The organism is Pseudomonas sivasensis, assembly GCF_021391435.1.
GTDB classification, from domain to species: Bacteria; Pseudomonadota; Gammaproteobacteria; order Pseudomonadales; family Pseudomonadaceae; genus Aquipseudomonas; species Aquipseudomonas sivasensis.
Map to the genome: position 1 here is coordinate 1,130,971 of NZ_CP090029.1, position 14,720 is coordinate 1,145,690.

The following is a 14,720-nucleotide window of genomic DNA, read 5'->3' on the forward strand; positions in this document are numbered from 1 at the left end:
CCTTTGCAAAGCCTTAAGACGGACGCAACCCGCGTTCCAGCCAGAGGCGGCTGGCCATGGTCACCAGACCGTCAAGCAGCAAGGCCAGCAACGCGGTGCACGCGGCGCCGAGCAGCAATTGCGGCTGATTGTTCAGGGCGATGCCGGGGAAGATCAGACTGCCGAGGCTGTTTGCACCAATCAGGAACGCGAGCGGCGCAGTACCCACATTGATCGCCAGCGCCACGCGCACGCCGCCGATGATGATCGGCACGGCGTTGGGCAATTCCACACGAAACAGCACCTGGCGAGGCGTCATGCCGATGCCGGTGGCCGCTTCTTTCAGTGAGCCTTGAACGTTTTTCAGGCCTTCGTAGGTGTTGCGCACGATGGGCAGGAGGGACGCGAGAAACAACGCGAAGATGGCCGGACCACTGCCGATGCCGAGGACGCCGAGGGCGATGGCCAGTACGGCCAGGGGAGGGACGGTGTTACCGATGTTGAAGATCTGCATGAAGCGTTCTGCGCGCCCGACCATGTTCGGTCGGCTGAGCAGGATACCGGCGGGGATGCCCACAATCAGGGCCGCCAGCATGGACACTAGAACAAGGATCAAATGAGCTTGCAGGTAAAACAACAAATCGTCGCGGTACAGTTCGATCGTGTTGATGCCGATCCAGTGGACCAGCAGGGCCAGGAGAGCGACGACAACCACTCCTCCTATCAGCCCTTTGCCATAGCGAATAGCCACAGGCGGACTCCTTTTTTCTTTTGTCGGCGAACACATTTCCGAGCGGCAATGCCATTCCTGGCTGTCGGCGAATGTGGTCGCGAAAAGCAGCTCGTCCATACCGGCAACGCGGTATCAATCCGAGCCATGAGCGCAGCCTCGTCAGGCTAACTTGCTGATTTATCAGCCCCTGTTCCGAGTGCGGTAGCAGGGGAGTGGACGTCTCTACCTTTTAAAAGGTTCCATACTTGGCAGCATTTAGCCACCCCCAATCGGGTGAACGGTGGTCCGGCCCCCGGGGTTTGCGCTATACTCGCCGCCCTTTTTTGACTCACCTGCCAGGCGATTTCCCATGACCCACCAGGCCGCCGAAGTCGCGAAACGCCGCACTTTCGCTATTATTTCCCACCCCGATGCCGGTAAAACCACCATCACCGAGAAGCTCCTGCTGATGGGCAAGGCGATCGCTGTGGCCGGCACGGTGAAATCCCGCAAATCCGACCGCCATGCGACATCCGATTGGATGGAGATGGAGAAACAACGGGGTATTTCCATTACCACGTCGGTCATGCAATTCCCGTATCGCGACCACATGGTCAACCTGCTCGACACCCCGGGCCACGAAGACTTCTCCGAAGACACTTACCGCACCCTGACTGCGGTGGACTCGGCCTTGATGGTCCTCGACGGCGGTAAGGGCGTTGAGCCACGGACCATCGCGTTGATGGACGTATGCCGCCTGCGCGATACACCTATCGTCAGCTTCATCAACAAACTCGACCGCGATATCCGCGACCCGATCGAGCTGTTGGATGAAATCGAAGCAGTCCTGAAGATCAAGGCCGCGCCGATCACCTGGCCGATTGGTTGCTACCGCGACTTCAAGGGCGTGTACCACTTGGCGGATGACTACATCATTGTCTACACCGCCGGCCACGGTCACGAACGCACCGAAACCAAGATCATCGAGAAACTCGACTCGGACGAAGCCCGCGCCCATCTGGGTGACGAGTACGACCGTTTTGTCGACCAGTTGGAACTGGTGCAGGGCGCCTGCCATGAGTTCAATCAGCAGGAATTCCTCGACGGCCAACTGACTCCGGTGTTCTTCGGTACCGCGTTGGGCAACTTCGGTGTCGACCATGTACTCGACGCCGTCGTGGACTGGGCGCCGAAGCCTTTGGCCCGTGTCGCCAACGAGCGCACGGTTGAGCCGGTCGAAGAAAAATTCACCGGTTTCGTGTTCAAGATCCAGGCGAACATGGACCCGAAACACCGCGACCGTATCGCCTTCATGCGCATCTGCTCCGGCAAATACGAAAAAGGCATGAAGATGCGCCACGTGCGCACCGGCAAGGACGTACGCATCGGCGACGCCCTGACGTTCTTCTCCTCCGAGCGTGAACAACTCGAAGAGGCTTACGCCGGCGACATCATCGGCCTGCACAACCACGGCACCATCCAGATTGGCGACACCTTCACCGAAGGCGAAGCGCTGGGCTTCACCGGTATCCCGCACTTCGCCCCGGAACTGTTCCGCCGCGTACGCCTGCGTGACCCGCTGAAATCCAAGCAACTGCGCCAAGGCCTGCAGCAACTGGCGGAAGAGGGCGCCACCCAGGTGTTCTTCCCCGAGCGCAGCAACGACATCATCCTCGGGGCCGTCGGTGTGCTGCAGTTCGATGTGGTCGCCAGCCGCTTGAAAGAGGAATACAAGGTCGAATGCTCCTACGAGCCAATCACCGTGTACTCCGCGCGCTGGATCGATTGCAGCGATAAGAAGAAGTTGGAAGAGTTCTCCAACAAGGCTGTGGAAAACCTGGCGGTCGACGGCGGTGGTCACCTGACCTACCTGGCGCCGACACGGGTCAACCTGGCGCTGATGGAAGAGCGTTGGCCGGATGTGAAATTCCGGGCTACTCGCGAGCACCATTAAGGTCTGTGCGGTAAGAAGAAGGGCGAAGCTGTGATGGCTTCGCCCTTTTTTGTGGGACCTCCCGATGAGTGCCATAGTGGTTTTCTAAATATTTATCTGTGGTTTTTTCTTATAAAGCAGTAGTCCAAATCCTTCATATAAGTAGCTCTATTCTATTTCTTTGTTCGTCTTGATTTTCATGATGACAAGGGTTTTTCCTACGTCTAGCTTCCATGTCGCGCTACCCTATTTTATGGAGTAACTACAGATGGATAATGCTAACCCGGCAGCGGCGTTAAGAAGCGTGGAAGGAAGAGTCAATGAAAGGGTCGCTGTTCTAGAACGCTACTATGATTTACTTTCACAAAGTTCTGCCGGTTTTGAATCGCCTGGCTCTAATGGCGGGTTCGAACCTTCAATGGAACTGCCGTTATTAAATGAGCCTATGCGCCAATTTCTTTCAGTAGCGACAGCGCAGTTTTTTGAGCTTGGAGCGTATAGGGACGTACCACTACGCTTACTTGATCTGAGAGGAAATCCAAATACACAAACAACGAAAACACTTGCATCGACCCTGATAGTTGCTCGCGCTATCTGTCATATCCAGAAAACAGGGGAGAGGATTTTACTGTTTTCACCTTCCTCGGGAAATAAGGCAATAGCATTGCGCGACGCTGTACTGCGTGCCCTGCAGGCAAAATTGGTTGATGAAACACAACTGAGGATTATTACACTGACCCCAGCCCAAACTGTCGAAAAACTTAGATCTACAGAACTATATGACAACCCGAGGCTTCGTGCTCTAAATCCAATTTTCGTGCTAGATACGGACTCGCCAGAACGAGTGAAGGTGATCGGTCAGGATTTTAAGGGGGCGTTTTCTAAGGCAGGGATCAGCGACTTAAAGTTATGGCATTCGCTACGCCTTGAAAACTACCGCTTTTCTGACCAAACCCGAGCTTTTTTTGACTTCGAATACGGAGACGCTTGGGATGTGGGCAGAAAAACAGTACATGTGCATGCAGTCTCAAGCGCATATGGACTCTTAGGCTATTTGTCAGGGGTAAAATTTTTAAGGGAAAACAAACACGCTGTAGCATCGCCATCATTTCTATTGGTCCAGCATTTGGCTACAAGTGACATGGTACTCCACATGCTGGATGGTGATTTTTCAGGAACGTCTACGCCTCGCTATTCACGTTTGGTCGGCGGACTATGGGGGCAATCAGCATCCCCACATTTCCCTGCTACGACTTGGAGTCCAAGTGAGGTCCTTGAACCAACTTTTTATACACATCAGCCTACTACTGCTGATGAGATGACTGCAGCAATAAGAGAAGGCGGCGGTTCAGGTATTGTTGTATCTCTTCATGAATGCTTGCAGCGTTATAGCGAGTGCGTGCAATTATTAGCGAATACCCCGGTGAAGCTACCCTCAGACCCTCGGGATCTTAAGGAGTGGTCATTAGTCATGGCGCTCTGCGGGTGTTTGAATGCAATTGATCGTGGATTATTAACGCCGAGTAACGGATGTACCATACATGCTTCTGGCTCCTACTCATGTCAGGATTATAAACGCATCGCTGCAAATGGTTTGACTTATATAAACACTGCTGAAGAAATGCTGGCGTTTTTTCGCTAGCGTTAATCATAAAGTTGGGTTGTGAGTATGTCGGTAGATAAGTTATGCCATTTTCGCGTTGTCAAGGGATACTCTGTATTAGGTGAAGAGGCTGAAATTACATATGTGGGTGTCAGAGAGGGGTTGGTCTATATTGCGCCGTTTATAGAAGAGCGTTTTTTCGAACGTTCATCTGTAGTCCGTCAAGGCGCTTTTGAATGGAGGGAGCTTGAATGCTTTCTGCAAATAGTCAAAAGCGAGATGTTATGTCTAATGGCCCCTAAGACGATCATTAGCCACTTTGCGCTGGACAGTGATGTTGTGGGGGTAAGTCGTATCCATCAGGCGGTTGATGTGTCTGGACCCTGGGATGACATAAAGAGCCAGCTGTCTAAGAGAGAGGGTAAGCGGCGAGAGCAATGTGTCGCTCAGGGATTTCATTACAATGTTTCGTTTGAAGATCATGATTTTTTTGAGTTTTATCACTCGATGCATTTGCCAACGATGAAGAGTCGCTATGGAGATCTGGCGCGTAGCGTCGAGGAAAAAGAAGCATACGCTCGCTTGTTCAAACAAGGCGTGTTGTTTCGGATATACGATGCCAAGGAGTGGGTCGCGGGAAGCGTTTCTCAAATTGATAAGTCTGGTCGGATACTAAATGCTCGGCTAATCGGAGTTAAAAATGGGAGCGGTACTTATCGGGTTAACGGCTCTCAAAACTTTGTTTATCACTCAATTATAGAGTGGGCGGCGAATAGTTCAGCTATTGACTATGTTGATTTTCAGGGGTGCGAGCCATTTCTGACTAAGGGGACGTTTCAATATAAAAAACGGTTTGGTACGAGAGCTGTTATTCCGGAAAATAATTTCGGTGATTGGCGTTTGCTTATTCGGATGGCAGCACTTAGCCCCTCAGTCAGGTATTTTTTAATAAATAACCCTCTGTTAATAGAGGCTGGGTGTAAGTCGTTAAAGGCGCTATATTTTTACGATGCAAATAATGTTGCGCGCTTAGATATTCCGTTCGAGTCAAGCGGAATAGATGGGGCGGTGTTTCGGGATTTGGATTCGCTATATGGTTAGGTTTAATTTCTTTGCCTCTCGACTTAATCATTATTTCAGTCAAGTGGCTTGGGTGCTTGCATCACTGATTTTTATTAATCGAGTGAGCGCCATGGTCAAGCTGTTTATGGCGCTGTATCTCCGTCAAATTCTGGGTTTGCCTATTGAATGGGTCGGCTGGTTGTTGTCGGGTTATGGTGTCGGCCTTTTAGTAGGTTCGTTGGGTGGGGGCTTATTAAGTGATCATGTCCCTTGCGCAAAACTTACTCTAATACTTTTATTCGGATGTGGCATCGTACTGGTTCTCTTGGGGCTTAGTACGAATATGTATGTGCTTGCTGGGCTTCTGGTATTAGGCGGTGTATTTGATGGGGCCGTTCGAACACTGCACCAACGTTTAATCATGGAATATTGTGATGTGATGGAAAGGCCTCGGGCCCAGGCATTGAATCGCGTCGCAGCGAATTTAGGAATGGCGGTTGCAGGGGTGATGGGCGGTGCATTGGCACAAATCGACTTTCGATGGTTGTTTTTTGTCAGTGCTGCGGTGATGTTTTCTGGGCTTCTGTGGTTTGCCTATTCGATTTTACATAGAACTGTAGAAGTGTCGTGTGTTCCAGACGACTTCAATAAGACTTCCCAAAAGCCCTACAGAGACCGATCTTTTCTCTGGCTATTGGCGGCCAGCGTTTTACTTGGACTTGCCTTTGAACCGATCTACAGCATGCTTGGGAATTACTTGATCGACTACTATCACCTCGGTGCGGACTTTATAGGATGGCAATTTGCATTGAATGCTGGGTTGATTGTGGTACTGCAAATTCCAATTTCTCACTGGACTGAGCGCTGGGGGGCTCGTCGCCAGATTTTAACCGGCAGTCTGCTGCTTGCTGTTGGGCTAAGTATGTTGCCTTTTGGCTCTGATCCATTTTATGTTTTTATATCAACTGCACTTTGGACGCTTGGCGAAATTCTATTTTTGCCGACCCTAAGCGTACTTGTTATGCAGTTTGCGCAATCTGGTAAAAGCGGGCATTACTTCGGGCTTTTTTCTGTTTGCTGGAGTGCCAGTGCCGTTTTTGGTCCGGCATTGGGCGGACAAATTTACGGTTTGTTCGGTGGGCATAGCATTTGGGTGGTAACAGCTACATTGGCAATGTGTTCAATGCCCTTTATCTATCAAGCTACTCGTTTCGAACCCGAACCCTTATAGACTCCTGGCATTTATGGAGGCGCGTTGGCCGGATGTGAAATTCCGGGCTACTCGCGAGCACCATTAAGGTCTGAGCGGTAAGAAGAAGGGCGAAGCTGTGATGGCTTCGCCCTTCTTCTTGGGCGTTGCAAAACAAATGTGGGAGGGGGCTTGCCCCCGATAGCAGTGTGTCAGCCAGTACATTCGGGGCTGACACTACGCTATCGGGGGCAAGCCCCCTCCCACATTTTTGCTTTCAACAGGCATGGGATTGGCGAGAAGCCTGCATCGGGTCTAGCGTTTACCCACCGACTGTAAAGGAGACCACCGTGCGAAATGTTCAACGCGCCATCCCCTTGGTGTTGCTGGCCGCTCTGGGGCTGACGGCCCTTCCGGCACTGGCGGGCGCAGGAGCGCCGCAGTGGAAGGACACCGGCCCTGTCACCAAGAAGAAGCAAAACGAGGTCAACTCCGGCAGTTGGCAGCCGCAAGCCCAGCCTGCGCCCAAGGAGGATGCGGAAAACCCTTACAACGAAGGCGAAGACAGCGAAACCTACGACGACGGCGACACCTGAGCCCTGGCGCAAACACCGTATCGCGGCTAGCGTCAACGCTGGCGGGGCTGAACAGCTGCCGCGCGGGATTCACCTACTGACTGGACGGAATCAACCATGAGTATTTTTCAACGCGTAGTGTTGTTGATAAAGGTGCTGGTGCTGTTGTCGTTGGGGATGTCGACGGCCTGGGCGCATAACCCGGCGCAGGGCGGTGTGGCGCTGTCGGCGGTGCACAGTGCGCAGGATCTGCAACTGGCCAAGTCCGAGGCTGAACCGGGTGATCAAGACCAAGGCGGCAGCAAGGATGATGAAGACTCCACCACCGACGATCCGGACAGCGATGACCCGGACGATGAAGGCGACAGCCAGACATAAAAAACCCCTCCTGCCAGGCTGATGCGCAACCTGGCGGGAAGGGCTGTAGAACTCAAGCAAGGCTCTGGGGTGAAACCCCAGGGCCTTTTTTGTGGGGATCAGGCCACGAACTGCTCGGCATAGTGGCAAGCCACCTGCCGGTTATCCAAGGCGCGCAATTGCGGCTCCTCGCTGCTGCACCGCGCCGTCGCGTACGGGCAGCGCTTGTGGAAAGCGCATCCTGACGGCGGGTTCAGTGGATTGGGCAACTCGCCGACGATTTTGATCTTCGGTTTGTTCGGATCCGGATGAATGGTAGGGGTGGCCGACAACAGCGCCTGGGTGTACGGGTGCAAAGGGCGCGCGTAGATGTCTTCTTTAGGGCCCACCTCCACTGGACGGCCGAGGTACATCACCATCACGTCATCCGCGACGTGCTGCACCACCGCCAGGTTGTGGGAAATGAACACGTAGGCCGTGTTGAATTCCTGCTGCAAATCCATGAACAGGTTGAGTACCTGCGCCTGGATCGACACGTCCAGTGCCGAGGTCGGTTCATCCGCCACCAGCACTTTCGGTTGCAGCATCATGGCGCGGGCCAGGGCGATGCGCTGGCGCTGACCACCGGAGAACATGTGCGGGTAGCGCTGATAATGCTCAGGGCGCAGGCCCACTTGCTTCATCATCGCCTGCACTTTTTCGCGGCGTTCGGCGGCGGACAGATTGGTGTTGATCAACAGCGGCTCGCCGAGTTGATCGCCGACCTTCTGGCGCGGGTTCAACGAGGCGTACGGGCTCTGGAACACCATCTGCACGTCTTTGCGCAATTGCTTGCGCTGGGCCTTGTCGGCGCCGGCCACTTCCTGGCCGGCGATTTTCAGGGAGCCGGACGACGGTTCTTCAATCAACGTCAGTGCACGGGCCAGGGTAGATTTGCCGCAACCCGACTCGCCTACAACCGCGAGGGTCTTGCCGGCTTCCAGTTCGAACGACACACCATTGAGGGCGCGCACGGTGGCGTGGCCCTTGAACAGGCCACGGGACACTTCGTAGTGACGGGTCAGGTCGCGGGCGGTAAGAACGACGGCCATTACGCCACCTCCTGGTTCAAGGGGTAGAAGCAGCGTGCAAGGCTGTTGGATTTAGGGTCGAGGCCCGGGCGTGTCTGACGGCAGCTGTCCTGCACATACGGGCAACGCGGCGACAGCAGGCAACCCTGCGGGCGGTCATAGCGGCCGGGCACGATACCCGGCAGCGTGGCCAGGCGCGTAGCTCCGAGGCTGTGTTCAGGGATCGCCTTGAGCAGCGCTTCGCTGTACGGGTGTGCCGGAATGTCGAACAGTTGCGGCACTTGGCCGACTTCCACGGCTTGGCCGGCGTACATCACGCACACGCGCTGGGCGGTTTCCGCCACGACGGCGAGGTCGTGGGTGATCAGCACCAGGCCCATGTTCTGCTCTTTCTGCAGGGCCAGCAGCAGGTCCATGATCTGTGCCTGGATGGTCACGTCCAGCGCGGTAGTCGGCTCATCGGCGATCAACAGCTTCGGTTCGCCGGCAATGGCCATGGCGATTGCCACACGTTGGCTCATGCCGCCGGACAGTTGGTGCGGGTAGGCGTCCATACGGCTGGCGGCGCCTGGGATTTCGACCTTTTCCAACAGCTCGATGGCACGCTTGCGCGCTTGCTTGCCGGACATTTTCAGGTGCAGGCGCAGCACTTCCTCAATCTGGAAACCCACGGTGTAGCTCGGGTTCAGCGCAGTCATCGGGTCCTGGAACACCATCGCCAGGTCTTTGCCGACGATCTGGCGGCGCTGGCGGTTGCTCAGCTTGAGCATGTCCTTGCCGTCAAAGTTCAGGGCGTCGGCGGTAACGATGCCGGGATGCTCGATCAGTCCCATCAGCGCCATCATGGTCACGGATTTACCCGAGCCCGATTCGCCAACGATCGCCAGGACTTCGCCTTTGTCGACCGAAATGTCGAGGCCATCGACCACTGGTACGGCGGTCTTGTCGCCGAATCGTACGTTGAGATTCTTGATTTCTAACAGTGACATGGGAATCTCCTCAGGCGGCGTTCTTGAGTTTCGGGTCCAGCGCGTCGCGCAGTCCGTCACCCATCAAGTTGATTGCCAGCACGCTGAGCAAAATGGTCAAACCAGGCAAGCTCACCACCCACCAGGCGCGTTCGATGTAGTCACGGGCCGAAGCCAGCATGGTGCCCCACTCAGGGGTTGGCGGTTGAACGCCCAAACCGAGGAAGCCCAACGCGGCAGCGTCGAGAATCGCCGAAGAGAAACTCAGGGTCGCCTGCACGATCAGCGGTGCCATGCAGTTAGGCAGCACGGTGATGAACATCAGGCGTGGCAGGCCGGCACCGGCGAGGCGCGCGGCGGTCACGTAGTCACGGTTCAACTCGCCCATCACCGCTGCGCGGGTCAGACGCACATAGGACGGCAGCGAGACGATAGCGATGGCGATCACAGTGTTGATCAGGCCAGGGCCGAGGATTGCGACAATGGCAACCGCCAGCAGCAGCGACGGCAGGGCCAGCATGATGTCCATCAAACGCATGATGGTCGGGCCGAGCAGGCGCGGGAAAAAGCCGGCGAACAGCCCCAGCAGGATGCCCGGAATCAGCGACATCACCACCGACGACAAACCGATCAGCAGCGACAGGCGCGAACCTTGGATCAGGCGCGAGAGCAAGTCACGGCCCAGCTCGTCGGTGCCGAGCAGGAACTGGATCTGACCGCCTTCCAGCCACGACGGCGGGGTGAGCAGGAAGTCACGGTATTGCTCACTCGGGTTGTGGGGTGCAACCCACGGCGCGAAGATCGCGCAAAACACGATCAACAACATGAAGAACAGGCCGGCAACCGCGCCTTTGTTCTTGGAAAAGGCTTGCCAGAATTCTTTGTACGGGGACGGGTACAGCAGGCTTTGATCGACTGCTGACACGGGAGTAGGTGTGGTCATGGTCATGATCTCAGCGCTGGTGACGGATGCGTGGGTTGGCGAAGCCGTAGAGGATATCCACCACGAAGTTCACCAGGATCACCAGACAGGCGATCAGCAGGATGCCGTTTTGCACCACCGGGTAGTCCCGCGCGCCAATGGCTTCGATCAGCCATTTGCCGATACCGGGCCACGAGAAGATGGTTTCGGTCAGTACCGCACCAGCCAGCAGGGTGCCGACTTGCAGGCCGACCACGGTCAGTACCGGGATCAGCGCGTTACGAAGGCCGTGGACAAATACCACGCGTGCCGGCGACAGGCCTTTGGCCTTGGCGGTACGGATGTAGTCTTCACGCAGCACTTCGAGCATGGATGAACGGGTCATCCGTGCGATCACTGCCAATGGAATAGTGCCGAGCACGATGGCCGGCAGGATGAGGTGGTGCAGTGCATCCCAGAACGCGTCCGGCTCGTCAGCCAGTAGGGTGTCGATCAGCATGAAGCCGGTGCGCGGCTCGATGTCGTAGAGCAGGTCGATACGCCCGGAAACCGGGGTCCAGCCCAGGCTCACCGAGAAGAACATGATCAGGATCAGGCCCCACCAGAAGATCGGCATCGAATAGCCCGCGAGGGAGATGCCCATCACCCCGTGGTCGAACAGGGATCCTCGCTTGAGTGCCGCGATCACCCCGGCCAACAGGCCCAGGATACCGGCGAACAACAGGGCGGCCATGGACAGTTCCAGGGTCGCCGGGAAAAGGGCGGTGAATTCGGTCCAGACGCTGGTACGGGTACGCAGCGATTCGCCAAGGTCGCCTTGGGCGAGTTTGCCGACATAGTCCAAATATTGCGCATACAGCGGCTTGTTAAGGCCAAGGCGCTCCATTGCCTGTGCGTGCATCTCGGGGTCGACTCGTCGTTCGCCCATCATGACTTCGACGGGGTCGCCGGGGATCATGCGAATCAACGCAAACGTCAGCAACGTGATGCCGAAAAACGTGGGGATCAATAACCCCAGTCGGCGGGCAATAAAACTAAACATCTTGGTGTGTACCTCAATCAGCCGGTTAGGCAGGTTCGGCACCGTCCTGGTGGACGGCGCCGAGCGTTTCTCTTATTTACTTCACCTGGGTGGTGGCGAAGTTATTTGTACCTAGAGGGCTTTGGGTAAAGCCTTCTACGTTTTTACGCATGGCGGTGAACAGTTTCGGGTAAGCCATGGGAAGCCATGGTTGGTCCTTTTCGAAAACGTCCTGTGCTTGTTCATAGAGCGCAGCCCGAGCCGCGGGTTCATCAATTGCGCGGGCTTTGTCGATCAGGGCTTGAAACTCTTTGTTACACCAGCGGGCGTAGTTTTCGCCGTTTTTAGCGGCATCGCAACTCAGGTTGGGCGTGAGGAAGTTGTCCGGGTCGCCGTTATCGCCTACCCAGCCAGCCGAGACCATGTCGTGCTCGCCGTTTTTAGCGCGCTTGAGCATCTCGCCCCATTCCATGACTTTGATATTCACCTTCAAGCCAACCTGCGCCAGATCCGCTTGCATGCGCTGGGCGCCGAGCATCGGGTTGGGGTTGGTTGGGCCGCCGCCGTTACGGGTAAACAGGGTGAACTCGGTGCCTTCCGGTACACCGGCTTCCTTGAGCAGGGCGCGGGCTTTGTCGAGGTCACGGGGCGGGTTTTTCAGGTTCGTATTGAAACCCAGCAAAGTCGGTGGATACGGGCCGGTGCCCACGACCGCATTGCCTTTGCCGAACAGGGCTTCGGTATAGCCTGCTTTGTCGAACGCGATATTGATCGCGTGTCGAACCCGTGCATCGCTCATGTACTTGTGAGTGGTGTTCATTGCGGTGTAACTGGTGGTCATCGCCGCCAGCTCATCGACCTTGAGGTTCGGGTCTTTCCTGATGCTTGGAATGTCATCGGGCTTGGGGAACAGCGCGATCTGACATTCGTTCGCCTTGAGCTTCTGCAGGCGTACGTTGTTGTCGGTAGTGACCGCGAGGATCAGCGGATCTGCTGCCGGCTTGCCACGGAAATACTCCGGGTTGGCCTTGAAGCGTACCTGGGCGTCCTTGGCGTAGCGCGTGAAGATGAACGGACCGGTACCGATCGGCTTGGCGTTCAGGTCGTCGGTCTTACCGGACTTGAGCAGTTGGTCGGCGTATTCGGCGGAGTGGATCGAAGAGAACGCCATACCCAGGTCGGCCAAAAACGGTGCTTCAGGACGAGTCAGGGTAAAGACGACGGTGTGATCGTCAGTCTTCTCTACGCTCTTGAGCAGTTCCTTGAAGCCCATGCTTTCAAAGTAGGGATAGCCCACGACGGACTTGTTGTGCCAAGGGTGATTCGGGTCCAGCTGGCGCTGGAAGCTCCACAGCACGTCATCGGCATTCAGGTTGCGCGTGGGTTTGAAGTAGTCGGTAGTGTGGAACTTGATGTCGTCACGCAGGTGGAACGTGTAGGTCAGGCCATCGGCGCTGATCTCTGGCAGGTCTTTGGCCAGTGCAGGCACCACTTCGGTGGTGCCTGGCTTGAAGTCGACCAGGCGGTTGAACATGGTTTCAGCGGCGGCATCGGCGGTGACGGCGGTGGTGTAAAGGACCGGGTCAAAACCTTCCGGGCTGGCTTCGGTGCAGACCACCAGCGGTTTGGCTGAAATCCCGACAGCCACGCTCAACAGCGCAGCAGCCATGGCGGCTTGTAGCGGTAGCATTTTCATTCAGAGCCCTCTGCAATCGATGGGACCAGACAAGCGTAGACGGCGGGCTCGTCCTGAGCCCGCCGTCTACCTGGCGCTAATTAAAGAATGTTGAACGGGATGGTGGTAACCAGACGGAATTCGTTCAGGTTGCCGTCAGACTGTTGTTCACTAGCACGGTGCGCTACGTAGGTGGCGCGAATGGTGGTGGCTTTGAGCGGGCCACTTTGCAGGGCGTAAGACGCGCCAACACCGTATTCATAGTGGTGTTCGCCATCCTGAGCCTGGACACCGTCGTAGCCTTTGTTCTCTACACCGCGGTTGCCGGTGTAGTGCGTACCGTCGATGCCCCAGCCGCGAGCGGTGTAGATGTTGAACTTCAGGCCAGGCACGCCGTATTCGGCCATGTTGATACCGTAGGCAACCTGGAAGGACTTCTCGTTCGGGCCGTTGAAGTCCGACGTCAGGGAGTTGGCCAGGTAGATACCGTTGGTTTCGTGCAGGTAGTCGAAGTACTCGTTACCGTTCACTTGCTGGTACGAGAACGTCAGGCTGTGGGCCTGGTGGGTCAGTCCCAGGGACAGGGAGTAGGTATCGTTGTCGATATCCCCCATCAGCTTTTTGCCTTCATCGACGGTTTTGTAGTAGTTGAAGCCGGTGGTCAGGCCCAGTACCGAGCTGTCACCCAGCTCGTGGGTAGCGCCGAAGTAGTACTGGTTCCAGAAGTCCTTCACGTTGGCTGCGAAGAAGCTGGTTTTCAGGCTCTTGAGCGGCTGGTAGTTAGCGCCCAGGGTGTAAACCTTGTCAGTCTCGACGCCCGCTGCGCCCTTGCTGTTGTACTCACTGCGGAACTTCGACAGGCTCTGTTCGGTACGTGGCGAAACGCGATCGAACACGCCGCCCTGAAACGACAGGTTGCTGAATTCTTCGCTGTTGAAGCTCACACCTTCAAAGCTCGACGGCAGGGCACGGTTGCCGATGGTGTCGACGATGCCGCTGCTGAAGTTCTGGCGACCGGCGGTCAGCGTGGTGTTGGATACGCGGAACTTGACGTTGGCCAGGCCCAGTTTGCTCCACTGGTCCACCGCGTCACCGCGGTCGTGGGCCAGGGTGCGGTTGGAGCCGCCGCCGATGTCTTTTTGATCACGGATCAGAGCGATCACGTTGTAGGCCGCAACTTCGGTGCTGACCCCAACGGTGCCTTGGGTAAACCCAGAGGTGTAATTGAGGATGGTGCCTTGGTCCCAGTTGTAACGACGGGAAATGCTGGTCTTGGTCAGGTCGCCTTTATCCTTGAAATAGGTGATGCGGGTGTTGCGGTTGAATTTTTCGTTCGAGTACCAGTTACGCGTGGTGCCGCCCAGGCTTTGACCGTCAATAAAGCCTTTGGCCTCGCTTTGGGCGCTGGTGCCGGCCAACGTGGTAGGAACGAAGTCCTGGCTTTGGGTTTCAGCGTAGGCGGTTGCCGTGATGGTGCTGATGGCCAGGGCCAGAAGCGCTTTGCTGCTCAGTTTCATGGGTGAAGCTCCTTTGGTTCTCTTTTTTTATGCCGGTCTTTTTAGGTGAACCGACTATTGGTGTGTAACTCGTTCAGGCACTTGCAAACGTTTGCCGTAGGAAAAATCCCAATAAAAGGCTGCACGTTTGCCGGAGA

The 14,720-nt window shown here is 55.9% G+C and carries 13 protein-coding genes; 6 read left to right on the forward strand and 7 right to left on the reverse strand.

The features are described 5' to 3' along the window. Positions 1 to 13: 13 nt before the first annotated feature. Complete coding sequence (locus tag LRO94_RS04985; RefSeq protein WP_032886220.1) at positions 14 to 730, reverse strand: ABC transporter permease; 717 nt, start codon at positions 728 to 730, stop codon at positions 14 to 16. 331 nt (positions 731 to 1,061) lie between these two features. Between LRO94_RS04985 and LRO94_RS04990 the strand changes: the two genes are divergently transcribed. From LRO94_RS04990 to LRO94_RS05015, 6 genes are all read left to right on the forward strand, one after another. Continuing rightward, positions 1,062 to 2,645, forward strand: a complete 1,584-nt coding sequence (locus LRO94_RS04990) for a peptide chain release factor 3 (protein WP_032886221.1) — start codon at positions 1,062 to 1,064, stop codon at positions 2,643 to 2,645. A gap of 247 nt (positions 2,646 to 2,892) precedes the next feature. Further along, positions 2,893 to 4,266: a DUF6002 family protein gene (locus LRO94_RS04995; RefSeq protein ID WP_233896950.1), complete on the forward strand. Its 1,374-nt coding sequence runs from the start codon at positions 2,893 to 2,895 to the stop codon at positions 4,264 to 4,266. 27 nt (positions 4,267 to 4,293) lie between these two features. Beyond that, entirely contained in the window at positions 4,294 to 5,328 is a 1,035-nt protein-coding gene (locus LRO94_RS05000; RefSeq protein ID WP_233896952.1) for a hypothetical protein, read from the forward strand. After that, entirely contained in the window at positions 5,321 to 6,520 is a 1,200-nt protein-coding gene (locus LRO94_RS05005) for an MFS transporter (RefSeq protein ID WP_122752407.1), read from the forward strand. The genes LRO94_RS05000 and LRO94_RS05005 overlap by 8 nt, the downstream gene beginning before the upstream one ends. Positions 6,521 to 6,828: 308 nt before the next feature. Then, a complete protein-coding gene (locus LRO94_RS05010; protein WP_032886224.1) occupies positions 6,829 to 7,074 on the forward strand; it encodes a hypothetical protein in 246 nt (81 codons plus the stop codon). 96 nt (positions 7,075 to 7,170) lie between these two features. Beyond that, positions 7,171 to 7,431: a hypothetical protein gene (locus LRO94_RS05015; protein ID WP_122764732.1), complete on the forward strand. Its 261-nt coding sequence runs from the start codon at positions 7,171 to 7,173 to the stop codon at positions 7,429 to 7,431. 98 nt (positions 7,432 to 7,529) lie between these two features. Here LRO94_RS05015 and LRO94_RS05020 read toward each other — a convergent pair whose 3' ends face one another. From LRO94_RS05020 to LRO94_RS05045, 6 genes are all read right to left on the reverse strand, one after another. Then, the gene (locus LRO94_RS05020) at positions 7,530 to 8,501 is read right to left on the reverse strand and encodes a peptide ABC transporter ATP-binding protein (RefSeq protein WP_095183822.1); all 972 of its coding nucleotides are present in this window, start codon (positions 8,499 to 8,501) and stop codon (positions 7,530 to 7,532) included. Further along, on the reverse strand, positions 8,501 to 9,469 hold the full coding sequence (locus LRO94_RS05025) for an ABC transporter ATP-binding protein (protein ID WP_095183823.1): 969 nt from the start codon (positions 9,467 to 9,469) through the stop codon (positions 8,501 to 8,503). Before LRO94_RS05025 ends, LRO94_RS05020 begins: the two co-directional genes overlap by 1 nt. A gap of 10 nt (positions 9,470 to 9,479) precedes the next feature. Next, positions 9,480 to 10,391: an ABC transporter permease subunit gene (locus LRO94_RS05030; RefSeq protein ID WP_032886481.1), complete on the reverse strand. Its 912-nt coding sequence runs from the start codon at positions 10,389 to 10,391 to the stop codon at positions 9,480 to 9,482. Between the two features lie 10 nt (positions 10,392 to 10,401). Further along, positions 10,402 to 11,412, reverse strand: a complete 1,011-nt coding sequence (locus LRO94_RS05035; protein WP_003171721.1) for an ABC transporter permease subunit — start codon at positions 11,410 to 11,412, stop codon at positions 10,402 to 10,404. A gap of 76 nt (positions 11,413 to 11,488) precedes the next feature. After that, positions 11,489 to 13,087: an ABC transporter substrate-binding protein gene (locus LRO94_RS05040; RefSeq protein WP_032886228.1), complete on the reverse strand. Its 1,599-nt coding sequence runs from the start codon at positions 13,085 to 13,087 to the stop codon at positions 11,489 to 11,491. Positions 13,088 to 13,167: 80 nt separating this feature from the next. Beyond that, the gene (locus LRO94_RS05045; protein ID WP_032886229.1) at positions 13,168 to 14,583 is read right to left on the reverse strand and encodes an OprD family outer membrane porin; all 1,416 of its coding nucleotides are present in this window, start codon (positions 14,581 to 14,583) and stop codon (positions 13,168 to 13,170) included. Positions 14,584 to 14,720: the final 137 nt, after the last annotated feature.

What these genes read in the sequence shown, in the direction of transcription:
- LRO94_RS04990 (WP_032886221.1), top strand. Translation starts at nt 1,062, where the DNA reads ATGACCCACCAGGCCGCCGAAGTCGCGAAACGCCGCACTTTCGCTATT.
- LRO94_RS04995 (WP_233896950.1), top strand. Translation starts at nt 2,893, where the DNA reads ATGGATAATGCTAACCCGGCAGCGGCGTTAAGAAGCGTGGAAGGAAGA.
- LRO94_RS05000 (WP_233896952.1), top strand. Translation starts at nt 4,294, where the DNA reads ATGTCGGTAGATAAGTTATGCCATTTTCGCGTTGTCAAGGGATACTCT.
- LRO94_RS05005 (WP_122752407.1), top strand. Translation starts at nt 5,321, where the DNA reads ATGGTTAGGTTTAATTTCTTTGCCTCTCGACTTAATCATTATTTCAGT.
- LRO94_RS05015 (WP_122764732.1), top strand. Translation starts at nt 7,171, where the DNA reads ATGAGTATTTTTCAACGCGTAGTGTTGTTGATAAAGGTGCTGGTGCTG.
- LRO94_RS05020 (WP_095183822.1), bottom strand. Translation starts at nt 8,501, where the DNA reads ATGGCCGTCGTTCTTACCGCCCGCGACCTGACCCGTCACTACGAAGTG.
- LRO94_RS05025 (WP_095183823.1), bottom strand. Translation starts at nt 9,469, where the DNA reads ATGTCACTGTTAGAAATCAAGAATCTCAACGTACGATTCGGCGACAAG.
- LRO94_RS05030 (WP_032886481.1), bottom strand. Translation starts at nt 10,391, where the DNA reads ATGACCACACCTACTCCCGTGTCAGCAGTCGATCAAAGCCTGCTGTAC.
- LRO94_RS05035 (WP_003171721.1), bottom strand. Translation starts at nt 11,412, where the DNA reads ATGTTTAGTTTTATTGCCCGCCGACTGGGGTTATTGATCCCCACGTTT.
- LRO94_RS05040 (WP_032886228.1), bottom strand. Translation starts at nt 13,087, where the DNA reads ATGAAAATGCTACCGCTACAAGCCGCCATGGCTGCTGCGCTGTTGAGC.
- LRO94_RS05045 (WP_032886229.1), bottom strand. Translation starts at nt 14,583, where the DNA reads ATGAAACTGAGCAGCAAAGCGCTTCTGGCCCTGGCCATCAGCACCATC.